Genomic DNA, 22,827 nt, shown 5'->3' on the forward strand with positions numbered 1-22,827 from the left:
TAGGGAGGCGTATAGTGCATTCATCTTTAAAACTGATTGCAGTCTTGGTTTCTGTTTTGTTGCTGTCTGCTTGCAGCCTTCCTCGGGGAGCCGCAGTTCAATCTGAGATCCTTGACGAAAAAGCCAGCGAAAACCCCACGTTTCAGGTCGTCGACGTCACGCGTGCCAACATTCCTGGCATTTTGACTTGGCCAAAATCTGGGTGGCATGGTCACTACCATTGGCCAAATACCTCAAGCGGCAGCCAATCTTCTATCATTCGCACCGGCGATCGGCTGAACGTGCGCGTTTGGGACAGTCAGGACAACTCTCTCATCACCAACCCGGGTGAGCGATTTACAGAAATCAAAGGTGTTGAGGTCGACGCCAACGGTTCGATTTTCCTGCCTTACGTGAACAAGGTCGGCGTGCGCGGTCTCACCTCCGCAGGTGCCAGGTCTAAAATCCAACAGCGTCTGGAACCCATTGTCCCATCTGCTCAGGTTCAGGTCAGTCTGCAACAGGGGCGTGATCACTCCATTGATGTGGTCGGTGGGGTCACTAAACCGGGCAGCTACCCGATGCCATCACGGAACTACAAAGTTTTGAACGTTTTGGCCGACGCAGGTGGCATTCCGTCAGAGCTTCGTAATCCCCGTGTCCGCTTGCTTCGCGGGTCGCAAACCTATGAAATATCTTCGGATCTCTTGTTTGAAGATGGGTCCAAAAACGCGCTTTTACAGCCGCGTGATACATTGATTGTCGAAGAAGATGACAAAAGCTTCATCGCGTTCGGCGCTTCTGGAAAAGAAGACCTCATTTACTTCCCCAAGGACGATCTGACAACGCTAGAAGCCGTATCTCTGATGGGTGGCCTGCGTGATGCACGCGCCGACCCCCAAGGTGTCTTGGTCCTGCGCGAATACGACTCCGACGCCATCAGTAGCTCTCATCCCGGACCTGATCTTCAGCAGGTCGTGTTTACCTTCAACCTGACAACAGCCGACGGATTGTTTGCAGCACGGAAATTCCCGATCAATCCAAACGACACTGTTTTGGTCACCGAGTCCCCCGTCGTAAAACTTCGTACCGTGCTTGATCTGTTTGGCGCGGTGGTTGGTGTCTCATCTCAGACGGCAAACCTCGCTAATTAGATACTGAAGACGATCCAATAGATAAAAGGGTGCGCTCCGATATGAAGCGCACCCTTTTTTGATTTCGAAGTCCAGAAATTCGTTACTCGGAAGCAGCTTCTTCTGCAGCGGGTGCAGGTGCAACCGACGCCAAGAACGCATATACGTCCTCGCCACCTTTTTTCAGGCGGAATGTCATTTTGGATTTCGCCTTGTCGTTCTCAAGATGAGCGCGCAGGAATTTCTTGGGGTCGGTGACATAAGCGACAAAGCTTTCTTCATCCCAAACCAAACCGGCCTCGCCCGCTGTCACGAGGTCGCTGCCGTATTTAAATCCCTCAACGCTGGCAGCCGCGCGGCCAACAACGCCAAAGAGGTTCGGGCCAGTTTTGCCACCTTTCACCACGTTATTGCCATCTGCATCCTGAATGGTGTGGCAAGATTTGCACTTTTTAAAGAGCTTTTCACCAGCAGCTGCATCACCGCTTGGCGCATGCGAGTCAGCAAAAGCTCCGGTAGCGATAGTTGCGACGGCCAGAGCCGATGCGATCGTCATTTTCATGTTGGGTCTCCATCATAATCGCGCAGTCCTGCGCGGAACCTAGCAAACCGCTGGGGGTTGCAACAATAGCGCGAAGGTCCAAATACCTGCGACCTTCCGCGCATAGACGGCAACGTCACATACGTTCTGGCCCTTGACCCGGGGAATTTTGCCAGCCAATTAGCCAAAATGGCGAACTTGCAAGATTCCGACTTAGAAACACTGATTCCCGCTTGGGTCGACGGGGTGCTGACCCCTTATGGGAAATTGGCCGCGCATCAAAAGGGTCTCAGACACAAGGCTGTCTCGGTTTTTGTGATGTCGGGCACACAAACAGTGATCCAACAACGGGCTCTGGGCAAGTATCACACCCCCGGTTTGTGGGCGAACACCTGTTGTACCCACCCCCATTGGAACGAGCCGGCACTTGATTGCGCCAACCGCCGTTTGGAGCAAGAGCTTGGTATTTCGGGCGTGACTCCGGTTCATCGCGATCAAATAGAATACCGCGCCGATGTGGGTGCCGGCCTTATCGAACACGAGTTGGTTGATATTTACACTGCCGAGGCTGATCTGACGCTTGCCATCACACCAAACCCGGATGAAGTGATGAATTTTGAATGGGTTGAACTCGATGACCTTCGTGAACGTGTGCAAAAACGCCCTGAGATGTTTACCCCTTGGCTGAAAATCTATCTGTCTGAGCATTCAGACCGGATTTTCACCGCATCCGCTTGAGATAAACATAGTAGGCCCCTGCCCCGCCATGGCGTTGATGCGCTTCGGCGACCTGCAAGATGGCCTGTGACACCGGCGCCATTTTCATCCACTGGGGCACTTGCGATTTCAAAACACCACGTCGCCTCGGCATGGGGTCATACGGGTCTTCGCGGCTGCCTTTGCCGGTGATAACCAGGACCAGCCTGAGCCCACGCGCCTGCGACGTAAGTAGGAAGCGGATCAGCTCAGGATGAGCTTGGTCAATGGTCATTCCATGAAGATCAATCCGCGCCTCGGGCACCAATTTACCACGCTTCATCCGGGTAAACGCCTTGCTGTCCATTTGCACAGGATCAGCCTTTAACCGTTGCGATGTTGTTTTCGGGAACACATGCGTTTCGGTCTGGCGAACCGCCTTGTCACCAAGCGCGAAGGGCGACAGCGGTGCCTTGGGCTTGGGTTGCGGTCGTGCAAGCTTTTTGGGTAACTCCGGTTCGATCGGTTTGGGGCGATTGTGAAGTGGGTCTGCGCTCGTCGCCACTTGCTGCCATAATTCGAGTTCGTCCGGGCGCAGGCGCCGTTTTGTCATTGAACCGCTTCCGGTAGCAATGCATAGGCGCGCTGTATGGGCATCAACACAACCAAACGACCAGGGTCTTTGATCCGCCCAGCGATTTGCCCGGCTTCGTCCCCTGTCCCTATAAAGATGTCCGCGCGCTGCGCACCCTTGATGGCAGAACCGGTATCCTGAGCAATCATCAAACGGTTCATCGGATTCCGACCGCCTTTTTCGATCCACACCGGGGCACCCAAAGGGGTGTAAGCCGGATCAACCGCAATGGAACGCATCGTGGTGATCGATCGATTCATTGCGCCAAGAGGCCCCTTATCAGCCGGAACTTCGCTCACCTCACGAAAGAAGACGTAAGACCGATTGTGAAACAGAAGCTCCTGACCCTCAGCCGGGTTACGACGCACCCAATTCTTGATCACCTGCGCCGAGACCTGATGCGCGGAATAGATTCCGCGACGCACTAGCTCTTGGCCGATTGAGCGATAGGAATGGCCGTTAAACCCACCGTAACCCACGCGAATAAAGCTACCATCCGGATATTTTACCCGCCCAGACCCCTGAACTTGCAGGAAAAACAGCTCAACTGAATCGTCGACCCAGGTGATTTCCAAGCCGCGGTTATCCATCACACCGGACGTCAGAATATCGCGCCGAGTCAACCAAGGTCGCTGCTTTTGTGCCTCGGGTGGCATTTTATAGATCGGGTAACGAAACCTCTCAGTCCGATACGGCGCGCCGTCTAGCTCAGGTTCAAAATACCCTGTGAACAACCCGTCGGTTTCGTTGGTGATCAAAACCGGCCGAAAGAACAGTTCGAAAAACTGACGTGCATCACCAGCTTCGGCCGCAACATTGCACAGCGCCGACCAATCGGGATCATTCAGGTCACGGCACGTATTACGAAAGACGTTTAGGGCGGCGGAATGGTCATCCTCCGCCCAGCCGTTCAGGTCTTCAAACCCCAGAATCGCATAAGACGTCTCGGTGTCAGCATCAGATGGATGTGTCATGGCCAAAACCGCCGCGCAAACCGCAAAGAATAGCTGCTTCATTCGTCCGTGGCGACAAGCACCCAATTCGGGTCAGAGCTACCCATGTTATGCGAATAGGTCCAAACGTCCTTTTGCTTTTTCACCGCAGTCGCAGATCCTTCAAGCACTTGACCGTCAGCATCTTTAACAACCGATGTCAGATCGCCGACATAGCGAACGGTCACCTCCGCGATTTTTGTCGCCTCATCGAACGTCGCATCCGAGATCGAGATTTCGCGAACACCGATAAACTCAGCCTCAATGGTCAGACCTTGTTCTTTGCGGCTTGCGACAACTTCAGCGAATGTTTCATAGACGTCATCCGCCAGGAATGGCTTCAAGTCTTCGACTTCGCCGCGCTCAAACCCCATCAGGATCATCTCATAGGCACCGCGCCCGCCGGACAAAAAGTCCGAAACAGAAAAAGACGGGTCAACGCGTTTCATCGCGGCCAGTGCCTTGGCGGCATCGCTACCCTCAGCGACGTGATCGATGATGTCGCGATCGGGGCCGCCGTCGATGACTTCAAAGTCACGCCGGGTGTCACGATTATCAGACTGAGGTACCGGAGGTTTTTCAAAACCCTCACGTGTCCCCAAAACACTGCGCAGGCGCAGGAACAAAAAAATGGCGATTCCGGCAAGAACCAGAAGTTCGATGATAGGAGAGTTCATTAGCACCTCGTTTAGGGGCGGCATGGAATTTTAGTTGTTGACTACCTATGTAGGTTAGGCAAGCGGGTGAGTCCACCTGAGCCGACAAAAGGAATCCAAGACAATGTGGCTGTTTATCGCCTTTTTAGCTGTCCCTCTGATTGAAATCGCCCTGTTTATTCAGGTCGGTGGCGCAATTGGCTTGTGGCCGACCCTTGCGGTTGTGGTCCTGACGGCTGTTTTGGGAACTTGGCTCGTCCGGGCGCAAGGGATCATGGCGCTCAACAACTTGCAAAGCAGCTTCTCCCGCCTTGATGATCCAAGCGAACCTTTAGCGCATGGCGCTATGATATTGATTTCAGGCGCATTATTGCTAACCCCGGGGTTTTTCACAGATGCTGTTGGCTTTGCTTTGCTTGCCCCACCCGTAAGGTCTGCGGTCTTTGCCTGGGCCCGTAAGAAAGTCACATCGGCCAAATTTGAAATGGGCGGCGACTTCCATGTCCATCAAGCTGGTCGCCCCAATCCCGATCGAGCCAATCCAGGCGTAAAGCCCAGTGAAGACGTTGTTGAAGGTGAGTTTTCCGAAATTCCGTCGGGGAAAGAGCCAAACCATCCCGGCTCAGGTTGGACGAGGCATTGAGGCTTTGAGCGATGGCTGATATGCCTTGGACCGATTTTATATTGGAGACCGGTCCATGGCAGAAACTAACGGCGCAGCTGAAGCACCCCAAGCGCCCAAAATGAATGTGCTGGCACAGTTCATTCGCGATCTTTCATTCGAAAACATTCTCGCCCAAAAAGGCGTTTCCGGCGAAGTTCAGCCGGAAATTCAGGTTCAGGTGAACCTTGACGCCAAAAAACGTACGGCTGAAAACCAGTACGAAGTGGTCATGAAGCTGAAGGTAGACAGCAAGTCTGCAGCAGCCAAAGAGCAGCTTTTCTTGCTCGAACTTGATTACGCAGGCGTTTTCAACATCGAAGGCATTCCAGAAGACCAAATGCATCCGTTCTTGTTGATCGAATGCCCACGGATGCTTTTCCCATTTGTGCGTCGCATCGTGTCTGATGTTACTCGCGATGGTGGCTTCCCACCGCTGAACCTTGAAACCATCGACTTTGTTGCTCTGTACCGCACTGAGTTGCAGCGCCGTCAGGCCGAAGCCGAAGGCCAAAAAGCCGACGCATAAGCGCAGTATGCGATTAGGATTTATTCCAAATCGCATCATCCCCAAGCTTCTCGACAAAGGCGGCATGTGCCGCCTTTTCTTTGTCTGAAAGCCTTGATGGTAAAACCTTCGACCGCTGAGACGGGCGCCAATTTGTGTCTGTCACGTTAGCAGTTTTGCTTTTGGTTTCAGTTGTCAGGCCAAAATCAGGCTGCTTGCCACCAATGAGCTCGAGATAGACCTCGGCAAGAATTTCACTGTCCAACAGAGCGCCGTGAAGGGTTCTGTTCGAATTATCGATATTAAAACGCCGACACAAAGCATCCAAAGACGCCGGCGAGCCGGGAAACCGCTTGCGCGCGATCATCAGCGTATCGACCGCTCGATCAAATGGAACTTCTGGCAAGTTCATCCATTTCAGCTCGGCATTCAAAAACTTCATATCGAAGGCGGCGTTGTGGATGATCAGTTTCGAATCTTCGATGAAATTCAAGAAACTCTGACCAACCTTATTGAACACTGGCTTGTCCTTGAGCGTCACCTCTCCGGGATTAGCGGGGCGGGGAACATCAAGCAGATCAGGACCAATCCCATGTACACCAAACGCTTCATCCGGCATTCCGCGCTCAGGGTTGATATAGACATGATACGTCTCACCGGTCGCAACATGGTTAAACAGTTCAACCGCCCCAATTTCGACAATCCGATCACCGGAAAACGGATCAAAACCGGTGGTTTCCGTATCGAGAACGATTTCACGCATCGGCCAATTGCCTTTCAATGTCTTGAACAACAGCCGCCACCTGAGCGTGCGCGTGTTCCAAATTATCTGTCACAATCACATAGGTAGATCGTGCACATTTCGTATCATTTGGCATCTGTCTGGACAGGATTTGATCCAAAGTTTGCGGGTTCATCGTCCCGCGCTCCAGCACTCTTTTTCTCTGAATTTCCGGGGTCACCGAAACACAAGCCGTTGCATTCATTGATTTATCCCCACGTGTCTCAAACAGCAAAGGAATGTCGAAAACACCGATTTTGTCAGGGTTGGAATTTACAAAACCTTCGCGATCAGTTTGGACCAAAGGATGCACAATCGCTTCAATCTTTGCTAACGCCTGTGGGTCTTTGGCAATGATCTTCTTCAACTGCTCTCGCGATACTTTGTTGTCGATTATGGCCGAAGGGTACAACGCGCCGATTGGGTCAATCGCTGAACCCTTCTCATCGTAAAGTCGATGAACAGCGGCATCAGCATCCCAAACGACACAGCCGAGATCTGCGAACATTTTGGCGGTGGTGCTTTTCCCCATGCCAATAGATCCTGTCAGACCAAGCTTGAATCTCATCCTAAAACAGCTGCTCGAGTAGTTTCATCAACCTCAGGGCGCACTCCAAACCAACGTTCAAACCCAGGCACCGCTTGATGCAACAACATCCCAAGCCCGTCCACAACTTGGCAGCCTCGGTCTTCTGCTTCCTTTAACAACCGAGTTTGCAGCGGCGTATAAACAAGGTCTGTCACCAACATGCTCGGCGCCAAACCGTCCAACGGAACCCTGAGCTCTTTCTTGCCTGCCATACCCAGCGATGTGGTGTTGACGACCGTCGCCGCGCCTTCGATCAGGTTTCCGGCTTTGACCCAGTCATGAACCTGAACCCGATTGCCAAACGCTTCCTTCAATGAATCCGCCCGAGCCCTTGTGCGATTGGTCAAACGTATTTCCGGCACGCCCACATCCAGAAGGGAAGCTATGATCGCCCTTGCTGCACCACCTGCACCTAATACAACGGCCGGCCCGGAGTCGGGTTGCCAATTCGGTGCATTTTGCCGAAGGTTTTCAATAAACCCGTAACCGTCTGTATTATCAGCATGAATTCGGCCATCTTTGCGGAATATCAAAGTGTTCGCGGCACCGATAAGCGTCGCTCGGTCCGATACAAGATCGGCGATTTCCATAACCCTTTCCTTGTGGGGAATGGTCACGTTCGCGCCAACAAACCCCAGATCTGGCAGCATTCTAATCGACGCTTCGAGCTTGTCTGGTGCGATATCCATCGGAATATAATGGCCGGGAACACCATATTTACGCATCCAATGAGCAAATAGTCGCGGAGATCGGGAATGTGCTACGGGAGAACCAATGACACCAGCCAAAGGAATGCGATCTAGAGTCATGCGGGGATGGCTCCTTGGTTTGAGAGTTGATTGAGTAATTCTAGAAGGGGTAACCCAAGAACCGTAAAATGGTTCCCATCAACCCGAGAAAAGAGCCGGACGCCTTCTTCCTCAAGTTTATAACCACCAACAGAATGGCCGATGTCAGGCCAATTTCGTTCCAGATAGTCTTCAAGGTAACTATCTGAAAAGTCGCGCATTAATAGCCGAGCTGTCGCAACATGGCGCCAAACGGGTTCAGACTGATCATACAAAACAGCGGCCGATAAAAGCTGATGAGGTTTCCCTCGCAAGGCTCGCAACTGGTCGCGCGCTTCATCCTTGTCTTTTGGTTTTGACAAGATTGAACCTTCGAAGGACAAAACCTGATCACATCCCAAAACCCGAGACGTGGGATTTTTGAGGGCGATTTTCCGCGCCTTTGCCTCTGCCAGGGTATCAGAAATATCCCGCGGGCTGGCCTGTTCGGCAAGAAGGGCCTGCTTGATCATGTCTTCGTCAACGCGAGGCGATTCGATTTCAATCGTTAAACCCGCTGAACGGAGTAAGTCAGCTCGTATTTGAGAGCCAGAAGCGAGGATCAGATGCGGATTCATGTGGATAATTCTGCGGGCAACTCTGTGTGGTTTTGCACGTATGTTTCTGGGGAAAAAACCTCCGAGTTGCAAGCTTGGGGGTAAGTGACATGTTTATCCGCAGAACCTCAGCCGTTGTCTGCCTTGGGGATGGGAAAAGATTCCATGGTCCAACAAGTTCGACCACCGTCCCTTGTCCAATAGTTTTCCCACCAGAGGCGGGAACCCTAATTTCGTCATAACTTTTTGTAAATAAAAGATTAAACTGACCGGTCTCAGGAACTATATGAGTTTTTCCCCATATTTATCCAAAGAGTATGTTCTGTGGACAGGTCCAAGGATGAACCAATAATCCCCAGAAAACTAGCGACACTATAAAACCTATAACCTTTCTACTTTCTTAATTTATTCTATGAATAGTCAGGCTTTCCGCATGCATTGACTTGGAGTTCTGACACAGGTACATCCATCCGTACTCCTAGTCTGGAGTGTATTTCCCTTGAAAAGAAGACGTAAGGACCGTTCTGGTCCCGTGGATATTTGGCATGACCGTAGAAAAACTGAACCTTGCTGATCTAAAGGCAAAGAGCCCAAAAGATCTTTTGGCCATGGCAGAAGATCTCGAAATCGAGAATGCTTCGACCATGCGCAAGGGCGAAATGATGTTCCAGATCCTGCGCGAACGTGCAGATGATGGGTGGGACATTTTCGGTGACGGTGTTTTGGAAGTCTTGCAAGACGGGTTCGGCTTTTTGCGGTCTCCCGAAGCCAACTATCTTCCCGGTCCGGATGACATTTACGTCTCTCCTGAAATGATCCGCAAATATTCTTTGCGTACAGGCGATACCATTGATGGCGAGATCAAAGCTCCCGACGGTGAGGAGCGTTATTTTGCGTTGGTGAACGTCACCAAGATTAACTTTGAAGAGCCAGAAAAAGCTCGACACAAAATCGCGTTCGACAACCTAACACCGCTTTACCCGGACGAGCGTCTGCGTATGGAAATTGAAGATCCGACGATCAAGGATCGTTCCGCACGCATCATCGATTTGGTTGCACCAATCGGCAAGGGGCAGCGTAGTCTTATCGTTGCTCCGCCGAGAACGGGTAAGACTGTTCTTTTGCAAAATATCGCTCATTCCATCGAGCAGAACCATCCAGAGTGCTACCTGATCGTTTTGCTGATTGATGAACGCCCCGAAGAAGTTACGGACATGCAGCGTTCAGTTAAAGGCGAAGTCGTGTCTTCGACATTTGATGAACCTGCTGGACGGCACGTCGCCGTGAGCGAAATGGTCATTGAAAAAGCCAAACGCCTTGTTGAACACAAACGAGATGTTGTGATTCTTCTTGATTCTATCACTAGACTTGGTAGAGCCTTCAACACTGTCGTGCCGTCGTCTGGCAAGGTTTTGACGGGTGGTGTGGATGCAAACGCACTGCAACGTCCTAAGCGTTTCTTTGGTGCTGCGCGTAATATCGAAGAAGGTGGGTCTCTGACTATCATTGCGACGGCATTGATTGATACCGGATCCCGCATGGATGAAGTCATCTTTGAAGAGTTCAAAGGTACGGGTAACTCTGAGATTGTTCTCGACCGTAAGGTTGCCGACAAGCGTGTGTTCCCAGCTCTGGATATTCTTAAGTCTGGCACACGTAAGGAAGATCTTCTTGTCGACAAGGTCGATCTTCAGAAGACCTTTGTTTTGCGTCGAATCCTCAACCCGATGGGCACAACAGATGCTGTTGAATTCCTGATCTCTAAGTTGAAGCAAACCAAAACAAACTCCGAGTTCTTTGACTCGATGAACACTTAATGGCCCCATGGATACGATTTTTGCTCTGGCCAGCGCTCCCGGAAAGGCGGGTGTCTCGGTAATTCGTGTTTCGGGGCCGGACGCGAAAGTCTCTGCTGGTCGTCTGGCCGGTGGAAAACTGCCAAATGCAAGATGTTCAGCACTTAGGGTTCTAAGAGATAGCTCTGGCGAACACCTAGATGAAGCTTTGGTTCTGGCCTTTGATGCTGGGGCAAGTTTCACAGGCGAGGATGTCGTTGAATTTCAAGTACATGGCAGTATAGCCGTTGTCTCTGCTGTCTTGAATGAACTTGGTCGGATGCCTGGTTTACGTATGGCGGAACCAGGTGAGTTCACCAGACGTGCTCTTGAAAATGGCTGTCTGGATTTGACGCAAGTGGAAGCGCTTTCGGACCTTATTGAGTCTGAGACGGAATCTCAGAGGAAACAGGCGTTAAGAGTTTTGTCCGGTGCATTGGGCAAAAAAGTTGACGAATGGCGCGTGAAAATTGTACGGGCGGCTTCCTTGTTAGAAGCGACAATCGATTTTGCTGACGAAGACGTGCCAATCGATGTAACGGATGAGGTAAGAGAGCTCCTCACTTTTGTTATTGAATCTGTGGAGCGAGAGCTAAGCGGCCTTAAAGCGGCTGAACGTGTTAGAACCGGTTTTGACATTGCAATTGTTGGTGAACCCAATGCTGGTAAGTCGACTTTGTTAAACTATCTTGCTGGGCGAGATGCGGCGATTACGTCTGAAATTGCGGGAACGACCAGGGACGTCATAGAAGTTCACATGGATATCGGTGGGTATTCTGTAACTTTACTTGATACGGCTGGTGTACGCGAGACCACTGATGTTGTTGAAAAAATTGGCGTTCAAAGAACTTTGGAACGTGCGAATCTCGCCGATATACGCGTGCATCTTGTTCAGGGGAATAGACCCTCTGAAGTCGATGTTCTTGGAGGTGATATTATACTAAGTGCTAAAGATGATTTGGGATCATCGGATAACGGCATTTCAGGTCAAACTGGCTACGGTGTCGCTGGGTTATTAACAGACATAGAAACCGAGCTCTCTGGCAGAGTTAGTAACTCTGGTCTTGTTAATCGAGAAAGGCATCGGCTTGTTTTAGAGCAGGGTTTGTCGTTTTTGATGGCTGCAAAAGAAAGTCTTGAAGATGGCCCTGACAGTTATGATATTGTTAGCGAGGATTTGCGAAGCGTGTCACGCCGACTTGAGTCGTTGCTGGGGCGTATTGATGTTGAAAACCTGTTGGATGAAATCTTTCTGAACTTCTGTGTCGGCAAGTAAGGAGTGTTTCACGTGAAACATCAAGAATTCGACGTTTTGGTGATTGGCGGAGGTCATGCCGGAGCGGAAGCAGCCAGTGCAGCAGCGCGCTATGGTGCAAAAACTGCATTGATAACACTGAAGAAAAATGATCTCGGAACAATGTCATGTAATCCGGCAATTGGCGGGTTAGGGAAGGGGCATTTGGTCCGCGAAATTGATGCCTTGGGAGGCATCATGGGGCTGGCGGCCGACCATTCCGGCATCCAATTTCGACTATTAAACCGACGTAAAGGTCCCGCTGTTCAAGGTCCAAGAGCGCAGGCGGATCGAGAATTATATCGGGAAAGTGTACAGTCCCAAGTCTCCAAAATCGAAAACCTTGAAGTTATCTATGCTGAGGTGGTCGACTTTATCAAATCCGGGGATGTTTTTTCTGGAGTTGAGCTTAGCGACGGTACTCTAGTTCGCTCACGTTCCATTGTTTTAACGAGCGGGACGTTCTTGAACGGTGTTGTTCATGTCGGAGACGTATCCCATTCAGGTGGGCGAATGGGTGATAATGCATCAAAGCGGCTGGCTGCACGGATAGCTGATCTAGGTTTGTCTCAAGGCCGACTAAAAACCGGCACACCGCCGCGTTTGGACGGGACGACAATTGATTGGGATATACTTGACTCTCAGCCGGGTGACGACACTCCCACGATGTTTTCGTTTCTGTCGGACAAGCCCGTTGCAAGACAGATTTCATGTGGGATTACTCATACCAACGCCAAAACTCATCAAATCATCACCGAAAATCTGGAACTGTCAGCAATGTACGGCGGGCACATAGATGGCGTTGGGCCCAGGTACTGTCCATCCATTGAGGATAAGGTCGTAAGATTTGCTGATAAGGACTCTCACCAAGTATTTCTGGAGCCTGAAGGATTAAACACATCGACGGTCTATCCGAACGGCATTTCAACATCATTGCCTATTTCTGTTCAACATGAATATGTCCAAACCCTGAAGGGTTTAGAGAATGCGAAGATCGTTCAGCCCGGATATGCAATTGAATATGACTACATGGATCCGCGGAGCCTAACTCAACATTTGAGTGTTAAAGGTGTTGAAGGATTGTATTTTGCAGGGCAAATCAACGGTACGACCGGATATGAAGAGGCGGGGGCCCAGGGGCTTGTGGCTGGTTTGAATGCTGCTGCGCACGCACTTGGCAAGGAAACTGTTACATTTTCCCGAACTGATAGCTATATCGGAGTGATGATTGACGATTTGACGACGCGGGGAGTAACTGAGCCATATCGCATGTTCACTTCAAGGGCGGAATTCCGGCTGGCGATCAGAGTGGACAACGCGGATCAAAGATTGACACCGCTTGGAAAGTCTCTTGGAATTTTGTCTGAACGCCGAACTACAGCGTTTGACTCGAAAATGTCCCAGTTGTCGAAGGCTGAAAAGCAACTTGAATCTGCAGTGTTTACTCCAAATCAGGTTTGTGAACTGGGTGTGAAAGTTAACCTTGATGGCGTGAAGCGTTCTGCGATGCAGCTACTTTCCTACAAGGATGTTACATTCGATCTCTTGAAAAATTCAATTCCTGATTCCGAGAACATTGCCAAAGACATTTCAGAACAATTGAAAAAACAGGCTACCTACTCGTCTTATATAGAACGCCAAAGGAAAGATGTTGCCGCGATTGAGAAGGATTCGAAAATTTCGATTCCGAATGATTTTGACTATACAAATTTTTCCGGCCTATCGAACGAACTGCGAAAAAAGCTATCTGATGCCAGACCTGAAAACCTCGCTCAAATGAGTCGTATGGAAGGGGTGACACCTGCGGCGACAGCATTGGTACTTGCGAAAATTCGCCAGTCTCAAAAGAGGGGCGTTTCGTGATCCCGACTAGTGAATCCATTGGAATCGATGTTTCACGTGAAACACTCGATCGATTGAAGCTATATCAAGAACTGCTGCACAAATGGACACGGAAAATAAATTTGGTGTCACCGACAACTGTTCAGACTTCCTGGGAGCGCCACTTTGTTGATTCTGCGCAAGTTTTTGAATTGGCAGAACTAGAAACTGGAAAGTGGTTGGACCTAGGTAGCGGCGGGGGGTTCCCCGGAATGGTTTGCGCTGCAATTGCGGCTGAAAAAGCCCCTACGCTTGGGTTCTATCTGGTTGAAAGCGATGTCCGTAAGGTGGCTTTCCTCAGGACCGTTTCCAGAGAGCTTGGGCTAGACGTAAAAGTTTCCAATAAAAGAATTGAAGATCTCGACCCCGCCAGTTCCGACATAGTTACAGCACGCGCTCTGGCTTCCCTTAAAGACCTTTTGCAGCTTTCAAAACCACATGGAAAACCAAAGTGCAGGTATTTGTTTATGAAAGGTGCAAACTGGAAAGAAGAAGTCGAAAACGCCCAAAAAAGTTGGCGGTTTTCATTGGCTTGCCATAAAAGTAAGACACATAGCGAAGCTGTTATCCTAGAAATCGGAGACATAACAAATGTCTGACTTAGTTCGCCCTGACCGACCCCGTGTCATAGCTGTGGCAAATCAGAAAGGCGGAGTAGGCAAGACGACAACAACGATCAATTTGTCTGCTGCGCTGGCTGAAAAAGGGCTCAAAGTTCTAGTCATTGACTTGGATCCACAGGGAAACGCTTCAACGGGACTGGGAATTGAGCTCGAAGATCGAGAATTCACAACATATGAATTCTTGCTGGATGATGTTGAGCTGTCGTCCTTGATTCTTGGAACGACGACGGAAAACGTGTCGCTCATTCCGGCAACTGTTGACCTGAGCTCAGCGGACATTGAACTCTATAATAACGAAAAACGCAGCTTTCTCCTGCATGACGCCATTCAACAGCCGATGATGGATAGCTACAAATTTGACTATGTTCTCATCGATTGTCCTCCGTCACTTAACCTTTTGACCGTGAATGCCATGGTCGCTTCGGATTCTGTAATTGTTCCACTTCAAAGTGAGTTTTTCGCTTTGGAAGGGCTCTCACAGTTGATGTTGACCATTCGAGAAGTTCGGCAAACTGCAAATCCGAAACTGAGGATCGAAGGTATTGTCCTGACGATGTATGACGCAAGAAATAACCTGTCTCAGCAGGTTGAGGCAGATGCGCGAGAAAATCTTGGCGATTTGGTATTTCAGTCGGTCATTCCAAGAAACGTTCGGGTGAGTGAAGCTCCATCTTACGCTTTGTCGGTTTTGAACTATGATACCGGATCAAAAGGCGCGTTGGCATACCGATCACTGGCTAATGAACTCTTGGCCAAAAACGACCAAGCAGCTGCCTGAAGGGCGAATGGGAAAAAATATGGTGCAGAAAAAAGAACAGCGGCGCGGGCTTGGTCGTGGATTGTCGGCATTGATGGCAGACGTGACACCTGATGATGGTGGTGCCAAAGATAACACTCGATCTGAGATGTTTGTTCCAATCGAAAAGCTTGTTCCGAACCCGGATCAGCCACGGCGCGTTTTTACTGATGCTCAATTGGAAGAACTGGCGAATTCGATCCGAACCAAGGGGGTCTTGCAGCCACTGATCGTCCGTCCGAATCCACGAGACACACAACAGTATGAGATTGTAGCAGGGGAACGCCGCTGGAGAGCATCGCAGTTGGCGCAACTTCACGAAATTCCCGTTCTGGTGCGGGACTTTGACGATGTTGAAGTCCTGGAAGTTGCGATCATAGAAAACATTCAGCGCGCAGATCTGAATGCGATCGAAGAGGCCGCTGGCTATAAACAGCTCATGTTCAAGTTTGGCCACACGCAGGAGAAACTTGCCGAAGCCTTGGGAAAAAGCCGTAGCCACATCGCCAACCTAATGCGTCTTTTGAATTTACCTGACTCGATACAGGATATGGTGTCCAACAATGCCCTAAGTGCGGGGCATGCTCGGGCTTTGATCACGGCACCAAATCCGGAAGAGCTTGCGAAGACTGTTGTGGCAAAAGGATTGTCTGTCCGTGAAACGGAAAAGCTGGCCAAGGGTGCGGTAACGGTTCCAAAGCCCAAGGGGGGCAGCCAAGTACAAACCGGGAGCACCAAAGACGCGGATACCAAAGCGCTTGAAGGTGATTTGTCAGCGGTGTTGAAAATGAAAGTTTCGATTGATCACAAGGCCGGGGGAGAATCCGGCAAGGTGACAATTGCTTACGACACATTGGAAGAGCTCGACGCGCTATGTGCGGTTCTGAGTAAAGCCTAACCGGATAGAACGGCTGGCTAGTCCGGGAGCAATTCTGCAATAACAGAATTCAGGACCAGCCGGCCTTGTTGGCTAACTCCGATCCGACCGTTGGATTGCCACACAAGACCAAGTTCATCTAGTCTTTCAATAGTGGAAGATAACCCTCTGAATTCATACATATTGTGTAGTCTATCGATATCTATGCCATCAGTTACACGAAAACCCATCATAAGGTATTCAGAGGCCGTATCCTTGCCGGTTAACGCGCCTGATATTTCATCACCAGATCCGTTATCAACAGCTTTTAACCAAGCACCAGGTTGAAGCCAGGCTGAGTTCGCGAACTTACGACCGCCCAGCGTCAATCTTCCATGCGCTCCAGGTCCAACTCCGGCGTAGTCTCCATAGTTCCAATAAATCAGATTGTGGCGAGACTCAGAGCCGGGCGCGGCGTGGTTCGATACTTCATAGGCGGGCATGCCTGCAGCAGAACAGAGTTCCTGGGTCAGGTCGTACATATCGGCGCCGAGGTCTTCGCTGGGCAACCCCCGCAATTTCCCGGCGTTTTGCCGATCCCAAAATGCCGTGCCGTGTTCAACCGTCAACTGATAGAGAGACATGTGATCACCAGCCATGTCCAGGGCCTCGGACAGCTCTATTTTCCAGTCAGACAAGCTTTGGTTTTGCCGGGCGTAAATCAGATCGAAACTAACCCGTGAGAACGTGTTGCGCGCAATGTCAAAGGCCCGACGGGCTTCGGCGGCGCTGTGAAGGCGGCCTAGGCGACGCAAGTCGTCATCTCTTAGGGATTGGATTCCTAGCGATACGCGGTTCACTCCGGCGTCGGCAAACCCTCGAAACCGGTCGGCTTCTACAGAATTCGGATTGGCTTCTAGGGTGATTTCAATGTCGTTGGCCCAGGTCCAATGGGTCTGGGCGGCTTCCAAAATTGTGGCCACGGTTTCAGGGAGCATAAGCGACGGGGTGCCGCCGCCAAAAAAGATCGACCGGAGCAGGCGGCCCTTTGTCAGCGCGCCAACACGGTCAACCTCAGATGCCAAAGCCTTGGCCCAGCGGGTCTGATCAATGTGTTGAACAACGTGGCTGTTAAAGTCGCAATAGGGGCATTTGGCCTCGCAAAATGGCCAATGCACATAGAGCCCAAACCCCCCAGCTTGCCAGTCTTCAGTCAAAGCATCCCGCCACAAATTTGCGGAACGCATCAGCGCGATGGCTGATTTCGTTCTTTTTCTCGGAGGCCATTTCAGCGAAAGTCACATCATAGCCTTCGGGTTGGAAGATCGGATCGTACCCGTGTCCGTTCGTGCCGCGCATTGGCCAAACAACTTGACCCTCCATGGTTCCGGCGAAAACCTCATCGGTTCCGTCGGGCCAAGCCAGAACGAGCGTACTACAGAACCGGGCGGTCCATGGCTGCGGAGCATCAGCAGCAACGAGCATGTCGTAGCTCTTGGTCATTGCCATGATAAAATCACGACCGTTTTCCGTTTCGGCCCAGTCGGCTGTATAGACGCCGGGTTGTTTTCCGAGAGCGTCGATTTCAATGCCTGAGTCATCGGACAGGGCTGGAAGTCCGGTTGCCTTGGCGGCGGCATGTGCCTTGATCCGGGCGTTTTGTACAAAGGTTGTACCGTCTTCGATCGGCTCGGGCAGGTTCATTTCGGCGGCACCGACAACTGAAACCCCAAAGGGTTTCAGAAGCTCAGTGATTTCTGTGAGTTTGCCCTGATTGTGGGTGGCGACCAACAGACGGTCGCCCTCAAACTTGCGTGTCATGCCACGGCTGCCTGTTGCAGTTCGATCAACTCAGCAACGCCTTTGTCGGCGAGATCCATCAACTGACCCATTTGATCGCGTGAAAAGGTGGAGCCTTCGGCCGACATTTGGATTTCAATCAACTGGCCATCACCACGCAGAATAAAGTTGCCGTCGACGCCTGCTTCGCTGTCTTCAGGATAATCGAGGTCCAGCACCGGTTGACCCGCATAGATACCACAGCTGATCGCAGCAACAGGCGAGATCAGTGGATCGGTCACAATATCACCGGCTTTCATCAGCTTGTTCACAGCCAACCGCAACGCGACCCAACCGCCTGTGATCGAAGCGCAGCGCGTGCCGCCATCTGCTTGGATAACGTCGCAGTCGACGGTGATCTGACGTTCGCCCATGGCGACACGATCAACACCGGCGCGCAGCGAGCGGCCAATCAGGCGCTGGATTTCAACCGTGCGGCCACCTTGCTTTCCCGCTTGCGCTTCGCGGCGCATGCGAGATGAAGTGGAGCGTGGCAACATGCCGTATTCCGCCGTGACCCAGCCAAGGCCTGAGCCCTTAATAAATGGCGGTACACGCGCTTCGAGCGACGCGGTGCAAAGCACATGCGTGTCGCCCATACGGATCATGCAAGACCCTTCGGCGTGTTTTGTCACGTCCGTTTCGATTGAAACGGCGCGCATTTCGTTTAATTCTCTTCCAGACGGTCTCATGGTGATCCTCTAAGCTTGATTGTGGCAGGGATAGACGCGCAGCCACCCTGCGCGCAACCCTGATCAGGGCACAGGCGCCATGCAGACAAAGGAAGAGGCCTGAATGAGCGAAGCAAAAGAAGTTTTGACCGAATTGAATGATCGCTCGCGCGAGGTATTTCGCCTTGTCGTCGAATCCTATCTGGAAACGGGTGGGCCGATTGGTTCTCGAACACTGACGCGGGCCTTGTCCGAGAAAGTGTCCGCTGCGACGATCCGCAATGTGATGCAGGATCTTGAGTTTCTGGGCCTGCTCGACAGCCCCCATGTGTCTGCGGGACGTATTCCAACGCAACAGGGCCTTCGCATGTTTGTCGACGGCTTGTTGGAAGTGCGTGATTTAGACAGTCAGGATCGGCAAAAGCTAGATGCAACAGTTGGAAATAATGCCTCTGATGTTGGGGGGCTCTTGGATCAGGTCGGCGCGGCACTGTCTGGCGTAACCCACGGAGCATCTCTGGTGCTGACCCCAAAACAGGAGGCGCCGCTCAAACATATCGAATTTGTAAGCCTGGCGCAGGATCGGGCCTTGGTTGTGATCGTTTTTGCGGATGGTCAGGTTGAAAACCGGCTGTTCACGCCACCGCCCGGCCAAACCCCAAGTTCGATGCGCGAAGCTGCGAATTTTGTGAATTCATGGATCGAAGGGCGCACGCTTAGCGAACTTGGAACAATCATGGCCTCTGAGATCAAAGCCCGTCGCCAAGAACTCGATACGCTAGCGGCCCAGCTGGTCGAATCAGGAATCGCAGTTTGGGAAAGCCCGGACGACAAATCCGGTAGGTTGATTGTGCGTGGCCGGTCGAATCTTTTGGGCGAAGATACTGCGGATGAGGAGCTAGACCTGATCCGAACCCTCTTTGATGACCTCGAACGTAAACAAGATATTGCTGAATTTCTGGAACTTACCGAAGCGGGCGAGGGGGTGCGCATTTTTATTGGCTCTGAGAACAAACTTTTCTCACTTTCGGGTTCCTCTTTGGTGGTGTCTCCCTATATGAACGCTGATCGAAAGATCATCGGCGCTGTGGGCGTGATCGGCCCAACGCGCCTAAACTATGGCCGCATTGTTCCGATTGTGGATTACACGGCGCAACTGGTTGGGAAGCTGATAACCGACCGGAGTTAGAGGTAGAGAATGGCTGATCAGAATAACGAAGATTTCCTCGACAATATTGACGAGGCCGAAGCACAAGAAACCGCGTTCGAGACAGAAGAGATCGACGAGGTTGCCATGGCCGTTGAGCAAGTGGTTGCTGAGCGGGATGAATACAAAGATCGCTATATGCGCGCGCTGGCCGATGCGGATAATGCGCGCAAACGGGCTGACAAAGATCGCCGCGAAGCGAACATGTTTGGCGGCACCCGTATCGCCCGTGATCTGATTCCGGTTTACGATAACCTGAATCGCGCTTTGACAGCAGCCAAAGAAGCCGAGGGCGAAGCATCGGCGGCATTGGTTGAAGGTGTGGAATTGACGCTCAAGGAACTCCTAAGCGTCTTTGAACGTCATGGCGTTAAACGCGTCACCCCCGAAGTTGGTGATCGTTTTGATCCTCAGATGCATGAAGCCATGTTCGAAGCGCCTTTGCCGGGCACGTCGGCTGGTGACATCATTCAGGTTTCTGCCGAAGGTTTCGTGTTGCATGACCGTTTGCTGCGTCCGGCGCAGGTCGGCGTAAGCTCAATGGCTGGCTAATACACGCACATAACAAATGGGGAAGGGCGGGGATTTACCCCGCCTTTTCTTTATGTAGCGCTTTGAGATCGTAAATCGCCTGTAGCGCTTCGCGTGGGGTCATCTCATCCGGGAGCAAATTTGCGACTCGGTCTTCAATTTCCGAAGGGCCGGATTGTGCGGGAACAGGCTCTGGTGCCGCCGCAAGGGCGAATAATGGCAGATCGTCGATCAGAGCCTTGGGCGATGTACGATCTCGCTCTCCGGCCTCCAATGCGTCCAAAACCGCGCGGGCCCTTGTGATGACTGGTTTAGGCAAGCCGGCCAATTGCGCCACTTGCACACCATAAGACCGATCTGCGGCACCTTCGCGGACTTCATGCAAGAAGACAACTTCGCCCTCCCATTCTTTGACGGCGACGGTTGCGTTTTTTACGCCCGAGAGTTTTCCCGCAAGGGCAGTCATCTCGTGATAATGCGTGGCAAACAAACCCCTTACGCGGTTTACCTCATGCAGATGTTCAAGAGTGGCCCATGCGATGGACAACCCGTCATAGGTTGCGGTTCCGCGCCCGATTTCGTCCAGAATAACCAGGGCGCGCTCATCGGCTTGGTTCAAAATCACCGCTGTTTCGACCATTTCAACCATGAAGGTCGATCGACCGCGAGCCAGATCATCGCTCGCCCCAACCCGTGAAAACACTTGGCTGACCACGCCGATATGGGCCGTGCGCGCCGGGACATAGCTACCCATTTGCGCGAGCAGCGCAATCAAGGCGTTTTGCCGAAGGTACGTTGATTTACCAGCCATGTTAGGACCCGTCAGAAGCGTCACGGAGGCACTGTCTCCCTGCGCCGACAATCCACAATCGTTGGCGATAAAGACGTCGCCAGATGATTTCAAAGCCGCCTCGACAACTGGGTGGCGCCCGCCTTCGATTTGGAACGCCCGGCTGTTATCGACCTTGGGCATGCACCAATCACGTTGCCGTGCCAATTCGGCCAATCCCAGCGAACAATCATACTCGGCCAATGCCAGGGACAGTTCTGAAAGTTCGGCAGCGTGATCCAAAACAGCGGCTCTTAGCCCTTCATAGAGCCTTTTTTCAATCGCAAGAGCTTCGGCACCGGCGTTCAGAATACGGGTTTCCAATTCAGAGAGCTCAAGGGTGGTGAAGCGTACTTGATTTGCGGTGGTTTGGCGGTGAATGAACATGTCCGACAATGGCGGGTTCAGCATCTTTTCCGCATGAAGTGCCGTCGTTTCGACAAAATAGCCAAGCACATTGTTATGTTTGATTTTGAGAGAGGTGATGGCGCTTTCTTCGGCGTATTTTGCCTGAAGCCCTGCGATCACACCACGCCCTTTATCACGCAACTCGCGCTCTTTATCGAGCTGCTCATCAAACCCGGCGGCGATAAACCCACCATCGCGTGCCAACAATGGCGGCTCAGCGATCAGCGCCTCATCCAGCTGGGTTAGAATTGCCTCTTGTCCACGCAAGGATTTGAGCGATGACGCCAAAAGCGGGGGAAGATCAAGGTCGCCAAGATCCTGTGCAATTGCCTCGGCCTGCGTAATCCCGTTTCGGATATTGGCAAGGTCACGCGGCCCGCCGCGATCCAAAGCCAGACGTGACAAGGCGCGGTCCAAATCCGGGACTTGCCGCAATGCGCTTCGGACCACTTCCGCCGACGTGGATTCGATTCCCCACCGCACGGAATCAAGCCGATTCTGGATCACCTCAAGCTCACGGCTCGGCGATGACAGGCGCCGTTCCAGCAAACGCGCGCCCGCAGCGGTAACCGTCATATCCACCACAGACAAAAGCGACCCGGCGCGCCCGCCGTTCATACTGCGTGTCAGTTCCAGATTGCGGCGCGTGGCGGCGTCGATCGACATCAGACGGGTCACCATTTCCTGCCGCGGCGGACGCAGCATTGGCATTTTGCCTTTTTGAGTGATGTCGAGGTAGTCGGCCAAGGCACCCATGGCGCTTAGCTCTGCACGCGTAAACGTGCCGAATCCCGCCAATGTCTTTACATTGAACACATCGCACAATCGGGTCTGCGCAGCGGAACTATCAAACGATGCGTTGCCCAATACTGTGACTTCGACACCAAGATCATTCAGAACGTCGCGCAAGTCTTCGTCAACAGTTTCCGAGGTGAGCAGTTCTGACGGGGCAAGGCGGGCCAGCTCGGCACCAATGCGCGATTGTCCAACAGGCATCACGTGAAACGCTCCTGTCGAAATATCAGACCAAGACAGCGCCCATTCGTCTCTAACTCTGCCCAAAGCGGCCAAAAAGTTGTGGCGGCGGGCGTCTAGAAGGTTGTCTTCTGTCAACGTGCCGGGCGTGACAAGGCGCACAACTTCACGCCGAACGACCGATTTGGCCCCGCGCTTTTTGGCCTCTTCGGGCTTTTCCATCTGTTCGCCAACAGCGACGCGAAAACCTTTGCGGATCAGCGTCAGGAAATACCCTTCTGCCGCATGGTGCGGGACGCCACACATTGGTATCTCTTCGCCGTTGTGTTTCCCCCGTTTGGTCAGCGCGATATCTAGCGCTTCTGCGGCGGCAACTGCGTCGTCAAAGAACAGTTCGTAAAAATCACCCATGCGATAGAACAACAAAGCGTCAGGATATCCGGCCTTGATTTCCAAATATTGCGCCATCATGGGCGTTACGGTACTTTTATTTCCTTTGTTAGCGCTCACTGCACTTTCCCTCGTCGT

General features: G+C 51.9%; 24 protein-coding genes. 12 read left to right on the forward strand and 12 right to left on the reverse strand.

Annotated elements, in window-relative coordinates; all coding sequences use genetic code 11:
* Positions 1–14: 14 nt before the first annotated feature.
* Positions 15–1,133 carry a polysaccharide biosynthesis/export family protein gene (locus ACRBB0_RS03045; RefSeq protein ID WP_431372922.1) on the forward strand — a complete coding sequence of 373 codons (1,119 nt, stop codon included), beginning with the start codon at positions 15–17 and terminating at the stop codon, positions 1,131–1,133.
* A gap of 82 nt (positions 1,134–1,215) precedes the next feature.
* Here ACRBB0_RS03045 and ACRBB0_RS03050 read toward each other — a convergent pair whose 3' ends face one another.
* Positions 1,216–1,674 carry a c-type cytochrome gene (locus ACRBB0_RS03050; RefSeq protein WP_431372923.1) on the reverse strand — a complete coding sequence of 153 codons (459 nt, stop codon included), beginning with the start codon at positions 1,672–1,674 and terminating at the stop codon, positions 1,216–1,218.
* Positions 1,675–1,842: 168 nt separating this feature from the next.
* On the opposite strand from ACRBB0_RS03050, the gene idi reads away from it, so the two are divergent.
* Positions 1,843–2,391 (forward strand): isopentenyl-diphosphate Delta-isomerase, encoded by a 549-nt coding sequence (gene idi / locus ACRBB0_RS03055; RefSeq protein ID WP_431372924.1) that lies wholly within the window; start codon positions 1,843–1,845, stop codon positions 2,389–2,391.
* Here idi and ACRBB0_RS03060 read toward each other — a convergent pair.
* The 3 genes from ACRBB0_RS03060 to ACRBB0_RS03070 are packed head-to-tail and all read right to left on the reverse strand — an operon-like array spanning position 2,375 to position 4,652.
* Positions 2,375–2,962, reverse strand: coding sequence for a Smr/MutS family protein (locus ACRBB0_RS03060; protein ID WP_431372925.1), 588 nt, complete (start codon positions 2,960–2,962; stop codon positions 2,375–2,377). The genes idi and ACRBB0_RS03060 overlap by 17 nt on opposite strands.
* Positions 2,959–3,999 carry a murein transglycosylase A gene (gene mltA, locus ACRBB0_RS03065; protein ID WP_431372926.1) on the reverse strand — a complete coding sequence of 347 codons (1,041 nt, stop codon included), beginning with the start codon at positions 3,997–3,999 and terminating at the stop codon, positions 2,959–2,961. The genes ACRBB0_RS03060 and mltA overlap by 4 nt, the downstream gene beginning before the upstream one ends.
* Positions 3,996–4,652, reverse strand: coding sequence for a Tim44/TimA family putative adaptor protein (locus tag ACRBB0_RS03070; RefSeq protein ID WP_431372927.1), 657 nt, complete (start codon positions 4,650–4,652; stop codon positions 3,996–3,998). Before ACRBB0_RS03070 ends, mltA begins: the two co-directional genes overlap by 4 nt.
* Before the next feature lie 103 nt (positions 4,653–4,755).
* Here ACRBB0_RS03070 and ACRBB0_RS03075 point away from each other — a divergent pair, with 103 nt between their 5' ends.
* Positions 4,756–5,274 carry an FxsA family protein gene (locus ACRBB0_RS03075; RefSeq protein WP_431372928.1) on the forward strand — a complete coding sequence of 173 codons (519 nt, stop codon included), beginning with the start codon at positions 4,756–4,758 and terminating at the stop codon, positions 5,272–5,274.
* A gap of 55 nt (positions 5,275–5,329) precedes the next feature.
* Positions 5,330–5,821, forward strand: coding sequence for a protein-export chaperone SecB (gene secB / locus ACRBB0_RS03080; RefSeq protein WP_431372929.1), 492 nt, complete (start codon positions 5,330–5,332; stop codon positions 5,819–5,821).
* 13 nt (positions 5,822–5,834) lie between these two features.
* Here the strand turns inward: secB and dnaQ are convergent, their stop codons facing one another.
* The 4 genes from dnaQ to ACRBB0_RS03100 are packed head-to-tail and all read right to left on the reverse strand — an operon-like array spanning position 5,835 to position 8,575.
* Positions 5,835–6,563 (reverse strand): DNA polymerase III subunit epsilon, encoded by a 729-nt coding sequence (gene dnaQ / locus ACRBB0_RS03085; RefSeq protein WP_431373226.1) that lies wholly within the window; start codon positions 6,561–6,563, stop codon positions 5,835–5,837.
* Positions 6,556–7,149 carry a dephospho-CoA kinase gene (gene coaE / locus ACRBB0_RS03090; protein WP_431372930.1) on the reverse strand — a complete coding sequence of 198 codons (594 nt, stop codon included), beginning with the start codon at positions 7,147–7,149 and terminating at the stop codon, positions 6,556–6,558. Before coaE ends, dnaQ begins: the two co-directional genes overlap by 8 nt.
* Positions 7,146–7,979 carry a shikimate dehydrogenase gene (locus tag ACRBB0_RS03095; RefSeq protein ID WP_431372931.1) on the reverse strand — a complete coding sequence of 278 codons (834 nt, stop codon included), beginning with the start codon at positions 7,977–7,979 and terminating at the stop codon, positions 7,146–7,148. Before ACRBB0_RS03095 ends, coaE begins: the two co-directional genes overlap by 4 nt.
* Positions 7,976–8,575 (reverse strand): Maf family protein, encoded by a 600-nt coding sequence (locus ACRBB0_RS03100; RefSeq protein WP_431373227.1) that lies wholly within the window; start codon positions 8,573–8,575, stop codon positions 7,976–7,978. The genes ACRBB0_RS03095 and ACRBB0_RS03100 overlap by 4 nt, the downstream gene beginning before the upstream one ends.
* A gap of 524 nt (positions 8,576–9,099) precedes the next feature.
* Between ACRBB0_RS03100 and rho the strand changes: the two genes are divergently transcribed.
* From rho to ACRBB0_RS03130, 6 genes are read left to right on the forward strand one after another with little or no spacing between them, the layout of a single operon-like run.
* Entirely contained in the window at positions 9,100–10,371 is a 1,272-nt protein-coding gene (rho, locus tag ACRBB0_RS03105) for a transcription termination factor Rho (RefSeq protein WP_431372932.1), read from the forward strand.
* A gap of 7 nt (positions 10,372–10,378) precedes the next feature.
* A complete protein-coding gene (gene mnmE / locus ACRBB0_RS03110) occupies positions 10,379–11,665 on the forward strand; it encodes a tRNA uridine-5-carboxymethylaminomethyl(34) synthesis GTPase MnmE (protein ID WP_431372933.1) in 1,287 nt (428 codons plus the stop codon).
* A gap of 3 nt (positions 11,666–11,668) precedes the next feature.
* Complete coding sequence (gene mnmG, locus ACRBB0_RS03115) at positions 11,669–13,546, forward strand: tRNA uridine-5-carboxymethylaminomethyl(34) synthesis enzyme MnmG (RefSeq protein WP_431372934.1); 1,878 nt, start codon at positions 11,669–11,671, stop codon at positions 13,544–13,546.
* Positions 13,543–14,163, forward strand: coding sequence for a 16S rRNA (guanine(527)-N(7))-methyltransferase RsmG (gene rsmG, locus ACRBB0_RS03120; protein ID WP_431372935.1), 621 nt, complete (start codon positions 13,543–13,545; stop codon positions 14,161–14,163). The genes mnmG and rsmG overlap by 4 nt, the downstream gene beginning before the upstream one ends.
* Positions 14,156–14,965, forward strand: coding sequence for a ParA family protein (locus tag ACRBB0_RS03125; RefSeq protein WP_431372936.1), 810 nt, complete (start codon positions 14,156–14,158; stop codon positions 14,963–14,965). The genes rsmG and ACRBB0_RS03125 overlap by 8 nt, the downstream gene beginning before the upstream one ends.
* Positions 14,966–14,984: 19 nt before the next feature.
* A complete protein-coding gene (locus ACRBB0_RS03130; protein WP_431372937.1) occupies positions 14,985–15,881 on the forward strand; it encodes a ParB/RepB/Spo0J family partition protein in 897 nt (298 codons plus the stop codon).
* A gap of 17 nt (positions 15,882–15,898) precedes the next feature.
* Here ACRBB0_RS03130 and hemW read toward each other — a convergent pair whose 3' ends face one another.
* Genes hemW through rph form a run of 3 tightly spaced genes read right to left on the reverse strand, consistent with a single transcriptional unit; the run spans position 15,899 to position 18,370 of the window.
* Positions 15,899–17,086, reverse strand: a complete 1,188-nt coding sequence (gene hemW, locus ACRBB0_RS03135; protein ID WP_431372938.1) for a radical SAM family heme chaperone HemW — start codon at positions 17,084–17,086, stop codon at positions 15,899–15,901.
* Positions 17,049–17,660 carry an RdgB/HAM1 family non-canonical purine NTP pyrophosphatase gene (gene rdgB / locus ACRBB0_RS03140; RefSeq protein WP_431372939.1) on the reverse strand — a complete coding sequence of 204 codons (612 nt, stop codon included), beginning with the start codon at positions 17,658–17,660 and terminating at the stop codon, positions 17,049–17,051. The genes hemW and rdgB overlap by 38 nt, the downstream gene beginning before the upstream one ends.
* Positions 17,657–18,370, reverse strand: coding sequence for a ribonuclease PH (gene rph, locus ACRBB0_RS03145; RefSeq protein ID WP_431372940.1), 714 nt, complete (start codon positions 18,368–18,370; stop codon positions 17,657–17,659). Before rph ends, rdgB begins: the two co-directional genes overlap by 4 nt.
* Positions 18,371–18,473: 103 nt before the next feature.
* Here rph and hrcA point away from each other — a divergent pair, with 103 nt between their 5' ends.
* Both hrcA and ACRBB0_RS03155 read left to right on the forward strand, forming a co-directional pair.
* Positions 18,474–19,538, forward strand: coding sequence for a heat-inducible transcriptional repressor HrcA (gene hrcA / locus ACRBB0_RS03150; protein ID WP_431372941.1), 1,065 nt, complete (start codon positions 18,474–18,476; stop codon positions 19,536–19,538).
* A 9-nt stretch (positions 19,539–19,547) separates the two neighbouring features.
* Positions 19,548–20,108: a nucleotide exchange factor GrpE gene (locus ACRBB0_RS03155; protein WP_431372942.1), complete on the forward strand. Its 561-nt coding sequence runs from the start codon at positions 19,548–19,550 to the stop codon at positions 20,106–20,108.
* Positions 20,109–20,142: 34 nt separating this feature from the next.
* Here the strand turns inward: ACRBB0_RS03155 and mutS are convergent, their stop codons facing one another.
* On the reverse strand, positions 20,143–22,770 hold the full coding sequence (gene mutS / locus ACRBB0_RS03160) for a DNA mismatch repair protein MutS (protein WP_431373228.1): 2,628 nt from the start codon (positions 22,768–22,770) through the stop codon (positions 20,143–20,145).
* Positions 22,771–22,827: the final 57 nt, after the last annotated feature.

The sequence above is a fragment of the Pelagimonas sp. genome (assembly GCF_050633425.1).
Taxonomy (GTDB): Bacteria; Pseudomonadota; Alphaproteobacteria; order Rhodobacterales; family Rhodobacteraceae; genus Pelagimonas.